The sequence below is a fragment of the Paraburkholderia sp. J94 genome (assembly GCF_905220285.1).
In the GTDB taxonomy this organism is placed as follows: Bacteria; Pseudomonadota; Gammaproteobacteria; order Burkholderiales; family Burkholderiaceae; genus Paraburkholderia; species Paraburkholderia tropica_A.
This window is the reverse complement of sequence record NZ_CAJMZH010000018.1, coordinates 14392-31697: the sequence shown is the minus strand read 5'-3', so window position 1 is coordinate 31697 and position 17306 is coordinate 14392. Positions and strand designations below refer to the sequence as shown.

Annotated in this window: 13 protein-coding genes, 1 other RNA gene and 1 pseudogene; 6 read left to right on the top strand and 9 right to left on the bottom strand. The window is 65.7% G+C overall.

The window, feature by feature from the left end:
• Position 1: 1 nt before the first annotated feature.
• Complete coding sequence (gene lipA / locus U4Y88_RS30990) at positions 2 to 991, top strand: lipoyl synthase (RefSeq protein WP_321788641.1); 990 nt, start codon at positions 2 to 4, stop codon at positions 989 to 991.
• A gap of 183 nt (positions 992 to 1174) precedes the next feature.
• Here lipA and U4Y88_RS30985 read toward each other — a convergent pair whose 3' ends face one another.
• The 8 genes and pseudogenes from U4Y88_RS30985 to trxA form a co-directional block, all read right to left on the bottom strand.
• The gene (locus U4Y88_RS30985) at positions 1175 to 2542 is read right to left on the bottom strand and encodes an MATE family efflux transporter (protein WP_310630018.1); all 1368 of its coding nucleotides are present in this window, start codon (positions 2540 to 2542) and stop codon (positions 1175 to 1177) included.
• A 7-nt stretch (positions 2543 to 2549) separates the two neighbouring features.
• Complete coding sequence (locus U4Y88_RS30980) at positions 2550 to 4304, bottom strand: ArnT family glycosyltransferase (RefSeq protein ID WP_224007360.1); 1755 nt, start codon at positions 4302 to 4304, stop codon at positions 2550 to 2552.
• A 310-nt stretch (positions 4305 to 4614) separates the two neighbouring features.
• Positions 4615 to 4878, bottom strand: coding sequence for a type B 50S ribosomal protein L31 (locus U4Y88_RS30975; RefSeq protein WP_224007363.1), 264 nt, complete (start codon positions 4876 to 4878; stop codon positions 4615 to 4617).
• A gap of 156 nt (positions 4879 to 5034) precedes the next feature.
• A complete protein-coding gene (locus U4Y88_RS30970; protein ID WP_321788639.1) occupies positions 5035 to 5871 on the bottom strand; it encodes a M90 family metallopeptidase in 837 nt (278 codons plus the stop codon).
• A gap of 14 nt (positions 5872 to 5885) precedes the next feature.
• The gene (locus U4Y88_RS30965; protein WP_321788638.1) at positions 5886 to 7442 is read right to left on the bottom strand and encodes an MFS transporter; all 1557 of its coding nucleotides are present in this window, start codon (positions 7440 to 7442) and stop codon (positions 5886 to 5888) included.
• A gap of 161 nt (positions 7443 to 7603) precedes the next feature.
• A pseudogene (locus U4Y88_RS30960) lies at positions 7604 to 8113 on the bottom strand (MerR family transcriptional regulator); the annotation flags it as partial.
• 203 nt (positions 8114 to 8316) lie between these two features.
• Positions 8317 to 9579, bottom strand: a complete 1263-nt coding sequence (gene rho / locus U4Y88_RS30955) for a transcription termination factor Rho (RefSeq protein WP_027818379.1) — start codon at positions 9577 to 9579, stop codon at positions 8317 to 8319.
• A 277-nt stretch (positions 9580 to 9856) separates the two neighbouring features.
• Positions 9857 to 10183 (bottom strand): thioredoxin TrxA, encoded by a 327-nt coding sequence (gene trxA, locus U4Y88_RS30950; RefSeq protein ID WP_065060043.1) that lies wholly within the window; start codon positions 10181 to 10183, stop codon positions 9857 to 9859.
• Between the two features lie 518 nt (positions 10184 to 10701).
• Between trxA and ffs the strand changes: the two genes are divergently transcribed.
• The 5 genes from ffs (at position 10702) to U4Y88_RS30925 (ending at position 16201) form a co-directional block, all read left to right on the top strand.
• Positions 10702 to 10800: signal recognition particle sRNA small type (gene ffs, locus U4Y88_RS30945), an RNA gene on the top strand.
• Between the two features lie 354 nt (positions 10801 to 11154).
• Complete coding sequence (locus U4Y88_RS30940) at positions 11155 to 13665, top strand: DNA polymerase III subunit gamma/tau (RefSeq protein ID WP_321788633.1); 2511 nt, start codon at positions 11155 to 11157, stop codon at positions 13663 to 13665.
• A gap of 79 nt (positions 13666 to 13744) precedes the next feature.
• Entirely contained in the window at positions 13745 to 14071 is a 327-nt protein-coding gene (locus U4Y88_RS30935; RefSeq protein ID WP_027818382.1) for a YbaB/EbfC family nucleoid-associated protein, read from the top strand.
• 211 nt (positions 14072 to 14282) lie between these two features.
• Positions 14283 to 14879: a recombination mediator RecR gene (gene recR / locus U4Y88_RS30930; RefSeq protein WP_321788632.1), complete on the top strand. Its 597-nt coding sequence runs from the start codon at positions 14283 to 14285 to the stop codon at positions 14877 to 14879.
• 38 nt (positions 14880 to 14917) lie between these two features.
• On the top strand, positions 14918 to 16201 hold the full coding sequence (locus U4Y88_RS30925) for a CaiB/BaiF CoA-transferase family protein (protein ID WP_321788630.1): 1284 nt from the start codon (positions 14918 to 14920) through the stop codon (positions 16199 to 16201).
• Between the two features lie 72 nt (positions 16202 to 16273).
• On the opposite strand, the gene U4Y88_RS30920 is transcribed toward U4Y88_RS30925, so the two are convergent.
• Positions 16274 to 17245 (bottom strand): NADPH:quinone oxidoreductase family protein, encoded by a 972-nt coding sequence (locus U4Y88_RS30920; protein ID WP_224007395.1) that lies wholly within the window; start codon positions 17243 to 17245, stop codon positions 16274 to 16276.
• Positions 17246 to 17306: the final 61 nt, after the last annotated feature.

Here is a 17306-nt window from a genome sequence, read left to right as displayed (position 1 = left end):
GATGGAGCACGCCGGGTCCGACACGCCGCGCGCCGGCGACACCGCGCTCGGCCAGCACGGCTTGCGCAGCCGCGAGAAGCTCGCGCGCATTCCCGTCAAGATCGTGCCGGCGGGCGAGGGCGCGGCGTTGCCCAAGCCGCCGTGGCTGCGCGCAAAGCCGATGATGAGCACGACGGTGGCCGACGTCGCGGCCGTGCTGCGCGAGCATCGCCTGCATTCGGTGTGCGAGGAGGCGATGTGCCCAAATATCGGTGAGTGTTTCGCGCAGCGCACGGCCACGTTCATGATCATGGGCGGGCTGTGCACGCGGCGCTGTCCGTTCTGCGATGTCGCGCACGGGCGGCCCGCGCCGCTCGACGAGGACGAGCCCGCGCATCTCGCGGCGGCGGTCGCGGCGCTCGGTTTGCGGCATGTGGTGATCACGTCGGTGGATCGCGACGATCTGCGCGACGGCGGCGCGGCGCATTTCGCGCGCTGCATCGCGAGTGTGCGCGAGCGTGTGCCGGGGATCGGAGTTGAAGTGCTGACGCCGGATTTTCGCGGACGCATCGAGCGCGCGCTCGACGCGCTCTCGGCGGCGTGGCCCGATGTGTTCAATCACAACGTCGAGACGGTGCCGTCGCTGTATCGCGCGGCGCGTCCGGGCGCGGATTATCACGGCTCGCTGCGGCTGCTGGCGCGTGCGAAGGCGATGAACGAGGCACTCGTGACGAAGTCGGGGCTGATGGTCGGCCTCGGTGAAACCGACGCGCAATTGCTGGAGACGATGCGCGATCTGCGCGCGCACGACGTGGAGGTGCTGACGATCGGGCAGTATCTGGCGCCGTCGCGGTTTCATTTGCCGGTGCGGCGCTACGTGCATCCCGATGAGTTCGCGGCGCTGCGTGAAGCGGGGCTGGCGATGGGCTTTCGCGAGGTGGTGGCGGGGCCGCTCGTGCGCTCGTCGTATCACGCGGCGCAGACGGTGGAGGCGGCGCGCGCAATGGTGTGAAATTACGTGCGCTTGGTCTGGTCTGTTATGCAACTAACTGCCAAGCGCGTGCGCAACCAAAACCGGGAGTCAGTGGTGCGCAGACGCCTTTAGCCAAGCCGGCCGCTTGTCTTTAGCGATGGCGACCTTGCATCGTCGCCATCGTTTCCATCGTTTCCATCGTTTCTAACCGCATCGCCGAGATCAGGCGTGAGTCCGCAAATACCGCGTGCTCACGCGCTGCAAATACACTGCGAGCCCCGCGCCCGCGATCACGAGACTGGCGGCGTTGGCGAGCCAGAAACCGCGCGCGCCGGTCGCCCAGACGGGCAGGTTGCCGAACACATCGAAGCCGAGCGCATAGCCGCCGCCCAGCCCCACGCCCCAGAGCGCGATCGCATAGATCACGGTCGGCACCACGGCGACCTTGTAGGCGCGCAGCGCGAACGCAGTCGTGATCTGCAACGCGTCGAACACGTGATACACCGTGACGATCGCGACGAGCGGCATCGCCGCAATCGCCACCGCCGGATCAGGCGTATACCCGCCGATGATCAGCGGCCGCAGCACGAAAACGACCGCACCGTACACGCAGGCGATCGCGACCGCCGTCATCACGCCGTGGCGCGCGAGCGTGCGCGCTTCGGCATGGCGTCCCGCGCCCAGCGCCTGCGCGACCAGCGTCGAGGTCGCCACGCCGATCGAGAGCGGCGTCATGTACAGCACCGCGCCCATGTTCCCGGCGATCTGATGGCCGGCGAGCGTCGTCGTGCCCAGCCGCGCGATGAAAATCGCCATGAAGGTGTAAGACGTCACCTCGATCAGATACGACAGCCCCATCGGAATGCCGAGCTTGAGCAGTTCCGCCTGGCGCTTCCATTCGGGCCAGCAGAAGTGCTTGAAGATCTCGAACGGCTCGAACACGTCGACGCGCGTGAAGGCAATCGCCGCACACAGCGCGAGCGCCCAGTTGATCGACGTACTCGCGAGCGCGCAGCCGGGACCGCCGAGCGCGGGCACGCCGAGTCCGCCGAAGATCAGCCACGTATTGAGCGGCACCTTGACGATCAGCGCGCCCACTTGCAGGAACATCACGAGACGCGGCCGCCCAACGGCATTGGCGAGCGAACTGTAGATGCGAAACGCCAGCGCGGCGGGCAGGCCGAAGGAAAGCAGCCGCAGATAACCGATGGTGCGCTCGCGCAGCGCTTCGGGCGCGCGTGCGAGGTCGAGCAGCGGGCCGGGGAAATAGAGGATCGTGAAGCCGATCGCCATCAGCACGAGCGCGAGCCAGAAGGCTTGGCGCACTTCCTCGCCGATCTCGGTGTCCTTGCGCGCGCCGTAGAGTTGCGCGGTGACGGGCTGAAGCGCCGTCAGAATCCCCGTGAGGCCGATGTAGACGGAGACGTAAATCGACGAACCGAGTCCGAGTGCGGCGAGGTCGAGCGCCGAGTAGCGGCCCACCATCGCCGTATCGATCACGCCGAACGCGATGATCGCGAGCTGGCCGACCAGCACCGGCCACGCGAGGCCGGCGATGCGCCGGATGTCGGCGAGGAACGTCGTCGTCACCGCGGCCTCAGTCGGGGCGCTTGCGCCAGACGTGCTTTTTCACGGGCGGTTGCGGGCGGTCGATGCGCACGTAGAGGCGGAAGCGCTCGTCGCGGTCGGCCACACGGCGGCCTTCCCAGACCAGCTTCCAGACGAAGTTCGACATCGAGCTCGGCTCGCCGAAGTCCTGGGTGTCTTGACGCAGGATCACGTCGCAATCCTCGTCGAACGAGAAATGCATCTTGCCGAAGTAGGCGAAAGTGGCGATCTGCGCGTCGCCGAGGCGCACGGGCGAGATGCACTGATAATCGGCGGGCAGGTGGGCGGCGATCTGCTGCGCCACGTCCTTATAGGTCCGGCTGTAGTTCACGACGGGCAGCCAGAGCGTCATCAGCAGCACCCACATCAGCGTGGTGCCGCCGCTCGACAGCACGACGCTGCGCCACAGCACCTTCGGGTGCCGCGCCACGCGCCATTGCACGAGCGCCATCCAGCAGAGCGTCACGGCCACGGCGCAGACGAACGAGAGAATCTTGAATTGCGGCGCGAAGCCCGGTGCGAGGCGCGCGAGATTGCGCGCGAGCGGAGCCGGGAAGCCCGTCATGCCCGCCAGCCACACGAGCCAGACGAAGGTGCTGAGGATCGTGAAGCTGAGCACGGCGAACCAGTCGATCGCGTTGATCGCGCCGCGCTTGAGTGTCGGCAGCGCGAAGGCGGCGAGCACGCACACGGCGGGCAGCACGAGCATGAACAGGCGATTGGTTTCGTGGCTCTGCACGACCACGAGGATCAGCAGCGGCACGATCACCGAAAGCGGAATCGCGATGTGCGGCGCGCGGCGCAGGCCCGCCCAGCTTACCCAGGCCCAGATCGCGAGCGGCCAGGCCGGCCACGTGAACAGCGGCAGGTTCTTGGCCGCGTAGCGCAGCACCGTGCCGGGCGGCCCTGCGAACGCGTTGACGTTGGTGCGCGCCCACTGGTTGAGGAACCAGACGCCGTCGTCGGGATAGATATGCAGCGTGAGCAGCGGCCACGACAGGCCGACCACGAGCGCGACCGGCAAACCGGCCACGAGCAGCCAGCGCGAACGCGTTTCGGGCGCGATGGCCAGCATCGCGAGCGTGCCGATCAGCAGGGCGCCCACCAGCACGGGACCGCTTGCGAGCATCACGATGCCGAGCGCGAGGCCCCACCAGAGCGCGCCCTGGATCGGCTTGTCGATCGCGCGCACGAGGCCGTAGACCAGCATCGCGATGCCGACGAACTGCATCAGTTGCGGCGTGGTTTCGTGGCCGCGCTCGGCGAGACCGAAGCAGGCCAGCAGGATCAGCACGGCGCCGTCGGCGAGCGTGCGGCCGTAGTCGCGCGGCTCGGGCTCGCCGCCGAACGCGTATTTGAACGGCTGCACTTCGGGGCGGCGGCCGAGCAGATAGGCGCTGTACCAGACGAACGCGCAGGCCAGGCAGAACAGCACGCCGGTGGCGATGCGCGAGGCGTTGCTCGCGTCCACCCACGGTGCGAACACGCGGATGCACAGCGCGCCGAGCCAATAGCCGAGCGGACCGTTCTCGGTCACGTACTTGCCGACCAGGTTGGGGAGCAGCCAGTCGTGCGAGGTGCCGCCGGCCATGGTCCACATCACGCCGAAGCCGGCCGCATCCTCGTTCTTCCACGGATCGCGGCCGAACAGGCCGAACGACGCGAAGATGATACAGATGGTCAGCAGCAGCCAGCGCGGCAGGGCGCTGGTGGCGGAGGCGGTGAGGCGAATGGCTGGCTTCATGCAGTGCGGAGGAATTCGAGTAAGCGCAATGGCCGCGCGCGGCCGTTGCGGAGCATCCGGCATTCTAGCCGGGCGGGCTCGCGCGCGTCACGGCGGCTGGCGCCCGTCATCTGTTGCCAACGCTTGCCGGCGCAATAAAACGGCGGTGAGCAGGCCGTGGATCAGCGTCTGGCAGACGCGTCGCAGCAGGCGTCGCGGCAAGCGTCGGAAATATTCGGTAAGGCGCGCCGGACAACAAAAAAGGGCAGCCTGGGCTGCCCTTTTCGTACACGTCTGTGCGGGTTCCGGCACGATGACCGGAGAGCGAAGCTTACTTCGTTGCCTTGCCCGTAGCGCGTGCGCCGAACTTCTTGTTGAACTTCTCGACGCGGCCGGCCGTGTCCATGATCTTCTGCGTACCCGTGTAGAACGGGTGCGATTCCGACGAGACTTCGATCTTTGCGAGCGGGTAGGTCTTGCCGTTGAATTCGGCGGTTTCGCGCGTCTGGATGGTCGAGCGCGTCACGAAACGGAAATCGTTCGACACGTCGATGAACAGAACTTCGCGGTAATTCGGGTGAATGCCTTCTTTCATGGTCTTTCCTTAAATCTGGCGGTAGCCAACCCACGTTGCCCGCAACACCCATGTCGCGGCGCTTTTCGCGCGAGCCACTTGCCCAAGGTCGAAAAACCGCGATTATGCCAGAAAATCAGCTGGTTGGCGAATTTTTGCAGGCCCGCAACAGGTTTTTCAGGCCGGCTGGCCGTCCAGTGCGCCGACCCGCGCCGGATCCTGACGGTAATAGCGCGCGAGCAGCCGATAAAGCTCGGGATATTCGGCCTCGAAGGCCTTCGGCGTGACGAACAGCGCCTCGCTGCACACGGCGAAGAACTCCGACGGATGATCGGCGGCATAGGGATCGATCAACGAATCGCGCTCGAAACGCTTCCAGCGCCGTTCCGGCACCGCATCGACCTTGTCGCAGAACTGGTCGTAGGCATTGTCGAAGACATCGGCCCACGTCTGCGCGTCGAGCGGCGCGTGCCAGCGGCGATAAAGGGGCGGATGGCCGTCGGTTTCGCCGTTGAGCATGTCGATCTTGTGCGCGAACTCGTGGATGACGACGTTGTAGGCGTCGCTGCCGTCGGTCATCTGCGCATCTTCCCACGAGAGGATCACCGGGCCGCCTTCCCACGCCTCGCCGCTCGCGTCATGCTCGACTTCGTGCACGACGCCGTCCTCGTCCTCGACGGTCTTGCGGATCACGAATTCGCCCGGATAGACGATCACGCCGACCCAGCCCTTGTAGAGATCGAGCGACAGATTGAGCACGGGCAGCGACGCCTGCGCGGCGATCGCCACGGTCATCGCGTCGGTGAGTTCGAGATCGTGCGCGGTCGAGAATTCCTTCTGCGCGAGGAACAGGCTCGTGATTTCGCGCAGACGCACGAGATCGGCGGCATCGAGGTGGCCGAGAAAGGGCAGTCCGTCGAGCGTCGCCTGCCAGAGCGCGTCGTCGATCGCATGGGTGCGCAGCGCCTTTTCGCGGCGGCGCGCGCCGAACCAGCTGGAGAGTTTCGAGAGCATCGCGTCGGTTGTGTTCAGTCGATCTGCTTTTGCCACATGGCGAATGCCGCGCCGACGAGGGCCGCGCCCATCAGATAGTAGAAGCCGTCGAGCGAAGTCAGAAAGCTCGCCTGCTGCGCCACCATCCGACTCACCTGCGCGAGCGCGAGGCTGTGCGCTTCGCCCGGCGGGCGGCCGAGCGCCTCGAAGGTATGTGTCAGCTTCTCGAGCGTGTCCTGAAAGATCGGGTTGAGCGGATTCACGAATTCCACGAGCCGCGTCTGGTGCAGCGCTAGCCGATGCTGCTCGACGATGATGACCGTGGCCGTCGCGAACGATATCGTCAACTGACGGACGATGTTTTTCAAGCGGTAACCGTGGGTGAATTCGTCGATGTCGAAGATGCGGAAGGTGAGATTCGCCACCGGCAGGACGATAAAAAGCAGCAGCAGGCCGCGCAGCAGCAGCGGCGGAATCAGCCACGACTGGCTGACGTCGGGCGTCATCTTCGTCATCCAGAACGCCACGAAAAACGTCAGCAGGAAGCCCGGCACGATGATCCATTTCTTGTGCGTGACGAACTTCGCGTAGCGGAAGTAAAGAAACAGCGCGGTGGCGGAAATCAGCGAGGTGATGCCGGTCAGTCGCCCCGCGTTCTCGACCGGATAGTTCAGGCCGCTTTCGAGAAAGCGCGAGACCAGATAGCTGAGCACCGTGCTCATGTAGTAGTAGAACATGTACAGCAGCAGCCCGACCTGGAACGGCCGCTCGCGCAGCGCGTGCAGTCGCACGAGCGGCTTCGGATGGTGCCACTGGTGCCAGACGAACCAGGCGAGCGAGCCGATGCCCGCGAGCGTCAGCAGCGGAATTTCCGGCGACGTCGTGAAGAGTTCGAAGCGCACCTGCTGCATGGCGATCTGCAGCGCGCCTTGCGCGAACGCGAAGATGATGTACGGCCAGAAGTGCGACTCGCCGCGCTCCTCGGGCAGCAGGTGGCCGGAATTGGGCAGCGCGAGCAGGGCCAGCACGGCGTAGAGCACGCCCGCCGGCGCGGAAAACGCGAACAGCGCGCGCCAGCCGAAATACGACACCAGATAGCCGCCGACGAGCGGCGCGAGCGCGCTGGAAAGCACGATCAGGATCAGGAATGCGCGCGTCGCGACGGGGCGCTGCTGCGGCGTGAAGCTGATCTGGATGAGGATGCGGCAGGTGCCCATCATCGGGCCGATGAAGTAGCCCTGGAAGCCGCGCGCGAAGGCCAGTTCGATCGACGATTCGCAGAGCGCCGCCGCGACCGAGCCCGCGGCATAGAGCAGCAGGCAGCCGCCCACGTAGCGACGGTAGCCCATGCGCTCGACCCACCATTGCTGTTGCAGGATGCCGAGCACCGCGCACACGGCATAACTGCTCGACGACCAGACGAGTTCATCGGGCGAGGCGTTGATGCCGCCCGCGATATAGCTCGTGAAAAACGAAAAAATCGCGTTGTCGTAGTAGTCGAGTCCGGTCGCGATGGCGAGGACCCAGGGGAAGAAGTCGCCGCGCAGGCGCGCGGCGCTGAAGATCGGTTCGCGGGCGGAGGTGGAGCTCATGCGCGTTCGCCTCCGTCTTCGTCGTCGGCCTGTTTTTGCGTGCGCTTCTGGCCGCGCTTTTCCGCGCCTTTGCTGACACGCGCGTGGCCGGGTTTGTTCGCCGACTTGAGCGCGGCGGCGGGCGTTTTGGCGTGGGCGGGCGCAAGCAGCGCCGCGTTGCGTTCGGCGTCCTTGCGGCGGCGCGAGGCGGCGAGGCGTTCGTCGATCAGCGCTTCGGACGGCTCGCCCGCGAGGCGGCGCTTCAGGTAATCGAGATCGTCGGCGAGTTCGGCGCGCACGCTTTGCGCTTCCTTCAACTCGCGCCGTACGGCGCCGATGCGCGCGTCGAGCGTGTCGATCTGTTGCGCGAGCGCGTCGGCGATCTGTTGCAGCGATTCGTGCGAGTAGCGCCGACGTCCGTCGCCGACCGATTCCAGCGGACGCTTGAGCATTTCGGTGATGCCGTGCAGCGAAAAGCCGAGCGCTCGCAGGCGCAGAATGCGCGCGAATTGCTCGAGATCGTGTTCGTCGTAGAGACGGTAGCGGCCTTCGCTACGCGTCGGGGTAACGAGGCCGCGTTCCTCGTAGTATTTGAGCGTGCGTGGCGTGACGTTCAGCCGCAAGGCGGCGTCGCGCACGGTGAGGAGCGGGTTGGCGTCCGGGGTAAGGTCCGGTTTGGCGTGTCTGGACATCGGCGGCCGGCCGGGTAGACGGCGGCAGTAAAGATAGACCCGGATTATAGTTCAACGTGAACGTTCACGTTCAGGTTGTGGCCGGGTGCATCCGCAACGGTTTATTGCGTGAAATCAGTAGTGAAACGAGGCGAGAAATGAAAAACGCCCGCTTGGAGCGGGCGTTCTTGTCGTGCCTGAGGCAGCGAGCGGGGCGCGAGGCCTTAGCCGCCGCGGCGCATCATGTCGAAGAACTCGGAGTTGTTCTTCGTCTGGCGAATCTTGTCGAGCAGGAATTCCATTGCTTCGACTTCGTCCATGTCGTGGATGAACTTGCGCAGCACCCAGATCTTCTGGAGGATGTCCGGCTTGATCAGCAGTTCTTCGCGACGCGTGCCCGACTTGTTCAGGTTGATCGACGGGTAGACGCGCTTTTCCGCGAGACGGCGCTCGAGGTGCACTTCCATATTGCCCGTGCCCTTGAATTCTTCGTAGATCACGTCGTCCATGCGGCTGCCGGTTTCGATCAGCGCGGTGCCGATGATCGTGAGCGAACCGCCTTCTTCGATGTTACGAGCCGCGCCGAAGAAGCGCTTCGGACGTTGCAGCGCGTTGGCGTCCACACCGCCGGTCAGCACCTTGCCCGAAGCCGGCACGACCGTGTTGTAGGCGCGCGCGAGACGTGTGATGGAGTCGAGCAGAATCACGACGTCGTGCTTCATTTCGACGAGACGCTTGGCCTTTTCGATCACCATTTCGGCGACCTGCACGTGACGCGCGGCCGGTTCGTCGAAGGTGGAGGCGATCACTTCGCCGGCCACCGAACGCTGCATTTCCGTCACTTCTTCAGGACGCTCGTCGATCAGCAGCACGAACAGGACCACGTCGGGGTGGTTCTGCTTGATGGCGTGCGCGATGTGCTGAAGCATCACGGTCTTACCGGACTTGGGCGAAGCGACCAGCAGGCCGCGCTGACCCTTGCCGATGGGCGCGATCATGTCGATGATGCGGCCCGTCACGTTCTCCTCACCGCGCATTTCGCGCTCGAGCAGCAGCACCTTGTTCGGGTGCAGCGGCGTGAGGTTCTCGAACATGATCTTGTGCTTCGAGGCTTCCGGCGGCTGGCCGTTGACCTTGTCCACCTTCACGAGCGCGAAATAGCGTTCGCCGTCCTTCGGCGTGCGCACTTCGCCTTCGATCGTGTCGCCGGTGTGCAGGTTGAAGCGGCGGATCTGCGACGGGCTGATATAGATATCGTCCGTGCTGGCGAGATACGAAGTTTCCGGCGAGCGCAGGAAGCCGAATCCGTCCGGCAGCACTTCGAGCGTGCCGTCACCGAAGATCGTTTCGCCCGTCTTGGCGCGCTTTTTGAGAATCGCGAACATCAGTTCCTGCTTGCGCAGGCGGTTCGCATTTTCGATCTCGAGGCCATTGGCCATCTCGATCAATTCGGACACGTGCAGAGACTTGAGCTCGGAAAGATGCATACGGAGAACCCGTCGGGAAGGGAGCGACGAAAAGAAGTCAGGGGGAAAAGAACGAGCGGAACCGCTCAAGGACTTATATAAGGGCGCCGGATACGACGCTTTATGAATTCTAGCATAGCACACGCCAGAAACCGTCAGTGAAGCCCAACGGTATGTTTCGGCATGTTTTTAGCGTGCATGTTGTCGGCTGACAACATGGCGCGATACAGACCTGGCGTGCTTTTCAGCTCCGCCGCGGCTGCCGTGAGGGCAGGGTGCGCGGCGGTGGCAGCGCCTTTTACAGGTGGCTGTCCAGGAACGCGGTGAGCTGCGACTTCGAGAGTGCGCCGACCTTTTGCGCCGCGACGGCGCCGTTCTTGAAGAGGATCAGCGTGGGGATGCCGCGCACGCCGAACTTCACCGGCGTCGATTGATGCTCGTCGACGTTGATCTTCGCGACTTGCAGACGGTCGCTATAGTCCTTCGCGACTTCGTCGAGAATCGGCGCGATCATCTTGCAGGGGCCGCACCATTCGGCCCAGAAGTCCAGCAAGACGGGCTTATCGGATTTAACGACGTCCTGTTCGAACGATGCGTCGCTGATGTGCTTGATTTGTTCGCTCATTGTATGAATACCTCTTTCGGATCGAGGCTGATTGAATTGCTCGCCACGATACACCAAAAACCAGAATATATCCGGCGATGCCCAAGCCTTGCCGGGCGGGACCGGATCGAGTCGCCAAGGCTGCCCTGACAACGATCGACGCCAGTGTAGCCTAAATCCCTATGCGTTGCCGACGGTGATAGTACGCAGGTCGGCAGCAGGGTTTCCTTCTTTTTCTCCAACATTTCGTGCGTTGCGTGCACGGTTTGCGTGCCGTGGAGCTTGCATGCACCTGTCGATTGTCCGCGTGCCGCGCAGCCTGACTGCGTGCTGCCGCACTGTCTTTCCACGATCCACCGACGTTGCGCACAATCTCGATATGGTGGCGCGGCGCGCGTTTGCAAGCACATTTGCAAGTGCATTTGCCAATGTGCGTGCATCCGTCAAACCCCGGTGGAGCGGGCGCTCAGCCGCGTCGCGCAAAGAGTTTTGCAGTGCGGCATTCTCAATTCGGTGCAAGCGATGTTAGAATGCGACGTGACGGGCCTCCTCGCATGGTGGGGCGGTCAACCTGGTCAGGTCGGGAACGAAGCAGCCACAGCCGTTTTCCGCCAGTGCCGAGGGTCAGGCTCGTCACCTTCGCTTTTTTTCTGGCGATTGTTCTTCTAGCGCATCGCGCGCGTCTGTTGTATCCATCCCCGGTGTCAGTCTCAGTTGTTGCGCAAGGTTCGCACCTCGCCGCTCAATTCCCCGTTTCTTCAAGATTTTTTCGCCGCAGGCTTTTCGCGTCGCGCTGTTGCGTGTTGGTGCGCGTGCCGTGACGTTGTTCGTGCCGTTTCGCGCACACGCCGGGCGTTTCGCGCGCGGTTTCGCATGCGTTCGCGCACGCCTTCACGCACGCGTCGCGGATCAGGTCCGGCGCGCCCGCACACAAGGCGTTCGGCGCTTTCCGATTCATCGGAGCGCGCGGGCGTTACTGATACAATTTCCAGATGACCTATCAAGTTCTCGCACGCAAGTGGCGACCGAAGGATTTCGCTTCGCTCGTCGGACAGGAGCACGTGGTGCGCGCGCTCACGCATGCGCTCGACGGCGGCCGTCTCCATCACGCGTACCTGTTCACGGGCACGCGCGGCGTGGGCAAGACGACGCTCTCGCGCATCTTCGCCAAGGCGCTCAATTGCGAGACCGGCGTGACGTCCAAGCCGTGCGGTGTGTGTCGCGCGTGCCGGGAAATCGACGAAGGGCGCTTTGTCGACTATGTGGAAATGGACGCGGCGAGTAATCGCGGCGTCGACGAAATGGCCGCGCTGCTCGAGCGCGCGGTCTACGCGCCGGTCGATGCGCGCTTCAAGGTCTATATGATCGACGAAGTGCACATGCTCACGAACCACGCCTTCAACGCGATGCTGAAGACGCTGGAGGAGCCGCCGCCGCACGTGAAGTTCATTCTCGCGACGACCGATCCGCAAAAGATTCCGGTCACCGTGCTCTCGCGCTGCCTGCAGTTCAATCTGAAGCAGATGCCCGCGGGCAATATCGTCGAGCATCTGACGCATATTCTTGGCGAGGAAAAGGTCGAGTTCGAGTCGCAGGCGCTGCGCCTGCTCGCGCGCGCCGCCGACGGCTCGATGCGCGACGCGCTCTCGCTCACCGACCAGGCAATCGCGTACTCGGCCAACCAGGTGACGGAAGAGGCCGTGCGCGGCATGCTCGGCGCGCTCGACCAGAGTTATCTGATTCGCCTGATCGACGCGCTGGTGGCCGGCGACGGTCCCGGCGTGCTGGCGATCGCCGACGAAATGGCGCTGCGCAGCCTGTCGTTCTCGACGGCGCTGCAGGATCTCGCGAGCCTGTTCCATCGCATCGGCTGGGCGCAGTTCGCGCCGGCTTCGGTGCTCGACGAGTGGCCCGAGGCCGACGATGTGCGCCGCTTCGCGCAGGCGCTGAGCCCCGAGCAGGTGCAGCTCTATTACCAGATCGCGACGCTGGGCCGCAGCGAACTGGGTCTCGCGCCCGACGAGTACGCGGGCTTCACGATGGCGCTGCTGCGCATGCTGGCGTTCGAGCCTTCGGTGAGTGCGGGCAGTGTCGGCAGCGCGCCGGCGTCGAAGCCGGCCGTGGCGGGTGCGACGGGTGCGCGTGCGACGGCTCCCGCAGTGAGCGCCGCGCCGGTGTCGCGCGCGGACGTGCAGTCGCAGGTTGCCGCGCCCGTCGCTACGGCGGCGCCCGCGCCGCGCGCGAGTGCGCCGGTCGCGCCGAGCGTTGCGGCTCCGGCTGCCGCGCCTGTCGTCGAGGCGAAGGCGGTTGAAGCCGCGCCTGCCGAACCCGCCAGGGCGGAAGTGAGCGCGGCGCAGCCGCGTGTCGTGCCGCCGTGGGAAGACGAAGATGCCGCTGCATCGCAGCCCGCGCAGGTTCAGGCCGATGCAGATACCGCGCCGAGCGAAGCCGCGAGCCCTGTAGCATCGGTGGAAGCGCCGGTCGAAGCCGTTGTGCAACCGGCAGCCGAGCCAGCCGCAGAGGTTGAGCCCGTTGCGGCCGCGCCTGCTCCGGCCGAGAAAGAACAAGCCCAACCGTCGCAGCAAACCCCCGACGACCCGTTCGAATCGTCCGCACCGGCCTCCGGTCGTAGCGGTGCGAGCGCGGCGCTCGATCTGCTGCGCAACAAGGGCCTGCGCGTCTCGACGGACCGCTCCGCCGCGCGCACGCCGGCCGGCGCCGCCGCGCCTGCAGCGCCCGCGCCGAAGCTCGACAAGCCGCGCATGGAAGTGAAGGTGCCGACGCCCGATCCCGCGCGCCGCGCCGCCGCCGCGCAGGAAGCGCAGGCGCGTCAGCCGCGCGCTGCGGCTGCGCGTCAGGACGCATCGGGCGCGCCGCCGTGGGGCGGCCAGTTCGACGACATGCCGCCCGACGACTACATGCCGCTCGGCGCCGACGACGCCTATTTCTCGTCGTCCGATGACGGCTTCGCGCCGTCGTTCGACAGCGAGTCCGCCGCGCCGCGCGCGAGCGCCGCGAATGCGCCGGCATCGGCAGGATCGGCGAATGTGGTCGACGTCAGCAAGCTGCCGCCGGGCATCGCGCTCGACGCCATCGGCTTCAACGGCGATTGGCCCGCGCTGGCCGCCACGCTGTCGCTCAAGGGCATTTCGTATCAGCTCGCGTTCAACAGCGAACTGACCGCGCTCGACGGCGACGTGCTCAAGCTCAGCGTGCCGGTGCCGCAGTACGCGGAAAGCTCGCAGGTCGCCAAGCTCAAGACGGCGCTCGCGGAAGCGCTCGGCAAGCCCGTCAACGTCGATGTGACCGTTGGTCCGGCGCGCCGCACGGCTGCCGCGCTCGACGCCGCCGCGCGCGCCGAGCGTCAGCGCGACGCCGAACGCACGATCGGCGCCGATCCGTTCGTGCAGCAACTGATCCGCGACTTCGGCGCGAGCATCGTGCCCGGTTCGATCCGGCCGATCGCGCCCGAAGCCGCGCAGGGCGGCCAGGCCGCCCATTGAATTGCGCCGTGCGGCGACGGAGCGCCTGCTTCGTCGCCGCACGCGCGACGCATCACCCTGATCCACAAGGAGCAATGAAATGTTGAAAGGCCAACTCGCCGGGCTCATGAAGCAAGCCCAACAGATGCAGGAAAACATGAAGAAGGCGCAGGAGCAGCTGGCCCAGATCGAAGTCGAGGGTCAGGCGGGCGCCGGTCTCGTCAAGGTGACGATGACCTGCCGCAACGACGTGCGCCGCGTGTCGATCGATCCGAGCCTGCTCGCCGACGACAAGGACATGCTCGAAGACCTCGTCGCCGCTGCGTTCAACGACGCCGTGCGCAAGGCCGAAGCCACGTCGCAGGAAAAGATGAGCGGCATGACGGCCGGTCTGCCGATTCCGCCGGGCTTCAAGATGCCGTTCTAAAGCGGCTGCCGCGCGCTGCCGGTCCGTGTGGACCGGTGTCGCGCGCAATCGCGGCGCGCCCTGCGCCGGGCCGTGCGTGCGCGCCGCCCGGGCCGTTTGATCGCGCGCCGCGCTCGCATTCATCGCACGCCGATCGTCCGCTTGCCGTGCGCGCGTATCGCGTGCTTATCGTGTGCTTATCGCGCTTACTGTTTTGCCACGCTGAATCCGCATGAAACAACCTTCCGCCCTGTCGGCGCTCGTCGAGGCGCTGCGCGTGTTGCCCGGCGTCGGGCCGAAGTCGGCGCAGCGCATGGCCTATCACCTCATGCAGCACGACCGCGAGGGCGCTGAAAAGCTCGGCCGCGCGCTCACGTTCGCGACCGACCACCTCAAGCATTGCGAGAAGTGCAACACGTTCACCGAAGCTCAGGTGTGCGAAACCTGTCTCGACGACGAGCGCGATCGCACGCTGCTCTGCGTGGTCGAGACGCCTGCCGACCAGATCATGCTCGAACAGACCCTCACGTATCGCGGGCTGTATTTCGTGCTGATGGGCCATCTGAGTCCGCTCGACGGCATCGGTCCCAAGGAAATTCATTTTGACCGCCTCGTGAAACGCGCCTCGGACGGCGTCGTCAAGGAAGTCGTGCTCGCGACCAACTTCACGAACGAAGGCGAGGCGACCGCGCACTATCTCGGCCAGACGCTCAAGGCGCGCGGCCTCACGGTCACGCGCCTCGCGCGCGGCGTGCCGGTGGGCGGCGAACTCGAATACGTCGACGCGGGCACGATCGCGCGCGCGATGCTCGACCGCCGCTCGATGTAAGCGGCGCGGGCCGCAGCAAAAGACACGAAAGGAGACGTATGAGCGCAGCCGAATCCAACGAATCCGGCGCTGGCGTCGGCAATGGCGCTGGCGCGAAAAGCGCGGGCCCGCTTGCGGGCGTCAAGGTGCTCGAACTCGGCACGCTGATCGCGGGGCCGTTCGCGGCGCGTTTTCTGGGCGAGTTCGGCGCCGAGGTCATCAAGATCGAGGACCCGAAGGGCGGCGATCCGCTGCGCAAGTGGCGCAAGCTCTGGCCCGAAGCGGGCGGCACCTCGCTCTGGTGGGCCGTGCAGGCGCGCAACAAGAAGTCGGTGACCGTCAATCTCAAGGCCGAAGAGGGCAAGGAGATCGTGCGTCGCCTGGCGGCGGAAGCGGATATCGTCGTCGAGAACTTCCGGCCTGGGCTGCTCGAAAAACTCGGCCTCGGTTACGACGTGCTCTCGAAGCACAATCCCGGTCTTGTGATGGTGCGGCTGTCCGGCTATGGGCAGACCGGGCCGTATCGCGATCGTCCGGGCTTTGGTGCGATTGCCGAATCGATGGGCGGTCTGCGCCACATCACCGGCTATCCCGAACTGCCGCCGCCGCGTATCGGCATTTCGATCGGCGATTCGATCGCGGCGCTGCATGGCGTGATCGGCGCGATGATGGCGCTGCATCACCGCAACATGAACGGCGGCAGCGGCCAGATCGTCGACGTGGCGCTCTACGAAGCCGTGTTCAACATGATGGAAAGCGTGGTGCCCGAGTACGGCGTCTACGGCATGGTGCGCGAGCGCACCGGCGCGTCGCTGCCGGGCATCGTGCCGTCGAACACGTATCCGTGCCGCGACGGCAGCATCGTGATCGGCGGCAACAGCGATCCGATCTTCAAGCGCCTGATGACGGCGATCGAGCGCGAGGATCTCGCCAACGATCCCGCGCTCGCGCACAACGACGGCCGCGTGCCGCGCACCGCCGAGATCGACGGCGCGATTGCCGCGTGGCTCTCGACGCGCACGATCGACGAGGCGCTCGACGTGCTCAATGCCGCCGACGTGCCCGCGGGCCGCATCTACAGCGCCGCCGACATGTTCACCGATCCGCAGTTCGCCGCGCGCCAGATGATCCAGCAGTTCCGCTGGCAGACTAAGGATGCGAAGGGCGAGTCGGGCGAGGGCGTCGATATCGCGCTGCCCGCCGTCACGCCCAAGCTCTCGGCGACGCCTGGCGACACGCGCTGGCTCGGACCGGCGCTCGGGGAACATACCGACGAAGTGCTGCGCTCGCTCGGCTACGACGCCGATCAGATCGCGCGGCTGCACGAGCAGCAGGTCGTCTGATCGTTGCCGCTGCAAAAACAAAAGGCTCGCACCCGGCGAGCCTTTTTTCATGGTGCGCGATGCGCGCGTGCGTCAGGGCTCGATCACGATCTTGCCCGTGACCTTGCGCGACGCCATGTCCTTGAGCGCCTGCGCCGTTTCTTCGAGCGTGTAGCGTTTCGAGACATAGGGCTTGAGCTTGCCTGCGCCGATCCAGCCGACCATCTCCGCAAACGCAGCCGCATTGTTCTGCGGCTCGCGGCGCGCGAAATCGCCCCAGAACACGCCGACGAGGCTCGCGCCCTTGAGCAGCGCGAGGTTGAGCGGCAGCTTCGGAATCTCGCCGTTGGCGAAGCCGACCACGAGATAGCGACCGCGCCAGCCGATGCTGCGGAACGCCGGTTCCGCATACTCGCCGCCGACCGGGTCGTAGATCACGTCGGGGCCTTTGCCGTCGGTGAGCGCCTTGATGCGCTCGCGCAGATCCTCGGTCGTGTAGTTGATGGTCGCGTCGGCGCCGAAGCGGCGGCAGACGTCGAGCTTCTCGTCGCTCGATGCCGCCGCGATCACGCGCGCGCCGAGCGCCTTGCCGATCTCCACCGCCGCAAGGCCCACGCCGCCCGCCGCGCCCAGCACGAGCATCGTCTCGCCCGCGCGCAGCGCCGCACGGTCGACCACCGCGTGATGCGAGGTGCCGTAGGCGAGCGTGAACGCGGCGGCCGTCGCGAAGTCGGCGCCTTCGGGCAGCGGCACGCAGGCGGCCGCTTCCGCGATGGCCTGCTGCGCGAAGCCGCCGTTGCCCACGTACGCAACGACGCGCGTGCCGGGCGCGAGCTTCACGCCTTCGCCCGCCGCGCGCACGACGCCCGCGACTTCGGCGCCGGGCGTGAACGGCAGCGGCGGCTTGACCTGATATTTGTTCTCGATGATCAGCACGTCGGGGAAGTTGACGGCCGCGGCTTTCACGTCGATGACGACCTGGCCCGCGCCGGGCACGAGGTCGGGCAGTTCCTCGATCGAGAGCGTGTCGGGCGGGCCGTACTGGTTGCAGCGGATTGCGCGCATCGTGTCTCCTGTCTTGTCACTTCGGTCATGGATACTGCACAGCAGCACAGTGTACGGCAAT

Coding starts and splice junctions, on each gene's coding strand:
- lipA (WP_321788641.1), top strand. CDS start 2: ATGGAGCACGCCGGGTCCGACACGCCGCGCGCCGGCGACACCGCGCTC.
- U4Y88_RS30980 (WP_224007360.1), bottom strand. CDS start 4,304: ATGAAGCCAGCCATTCGCCTCACCGCCTCCGCCACCAGCGCCCTGCCG.
- U4Y88_RS30975 (WP_224007363.1), bottom strand. CDS start 4,878: ATGAAAGAAGGCATTCACCCGAATTACCGCGAAGTTCTGTTCATCGAC.
- U4Y88_RS30970 (WP_321788639.1), bottom strand. CDS start 5,871: ATGCTCTCGAAACTCTCCAGCTGGTTCGGCGCGCGCCGCCGCGAAAAG.
- U4Y88_RS30965 (WP_321788638.1), bottom strand. CDS start 7,442: ATGAGCTCCACCTCCGCCCGCGAACCGATCTTCAGCGCCGCGCGCCTG.
- rho (WP_027818379.1), bottom strand. CDS start 9,579: ATGCATCTTTCCGAGCTCAAGTCTCTGCACGTGTCCGAATTGATCGAG.
- trxA (WP_065060043.1), bottom strand. CDS start 10,183: ATGAGCGAACAAATCAAGCACATCAGCGACGCATCGTTCGAACAGGAC.
- U4Y88_RS30940 (WP_321788633.1), top strand. CDS start 11,155: ATGACCTATCAAGTTCTCGCACGCAAGTGGCGACCGAAGGATTTCGCT.
- U4Y88_RS30935 (WP_027818382.1), top strand. CDS start 13,745: ATGTTGAAAGGCCAACTCGCCGGGCTCATGAAGCAAGCCCAACAGATG.
- recR (WP_321788632.1), top strand. CDS start 14,283: ATGAAACAACCTTCCGCCCTGTCGGCGCTCGTCGAGGCGCTGCGCGTG.
- U4Y88_RS30925 (WP_321788630.1), top strand. CDS start 14,918: ATGAGCGCAGCCGAATCCAACGAATCCGGCGCTGGCGTCGGCAATGGC.
- U4Y88_RS30920 (WP_224007395.1), bottom strand. CDS start 17,245: ATGCGCGCAATCCGCTGCAACCAGTACGGCCCGCCCGACACGCTCTCG.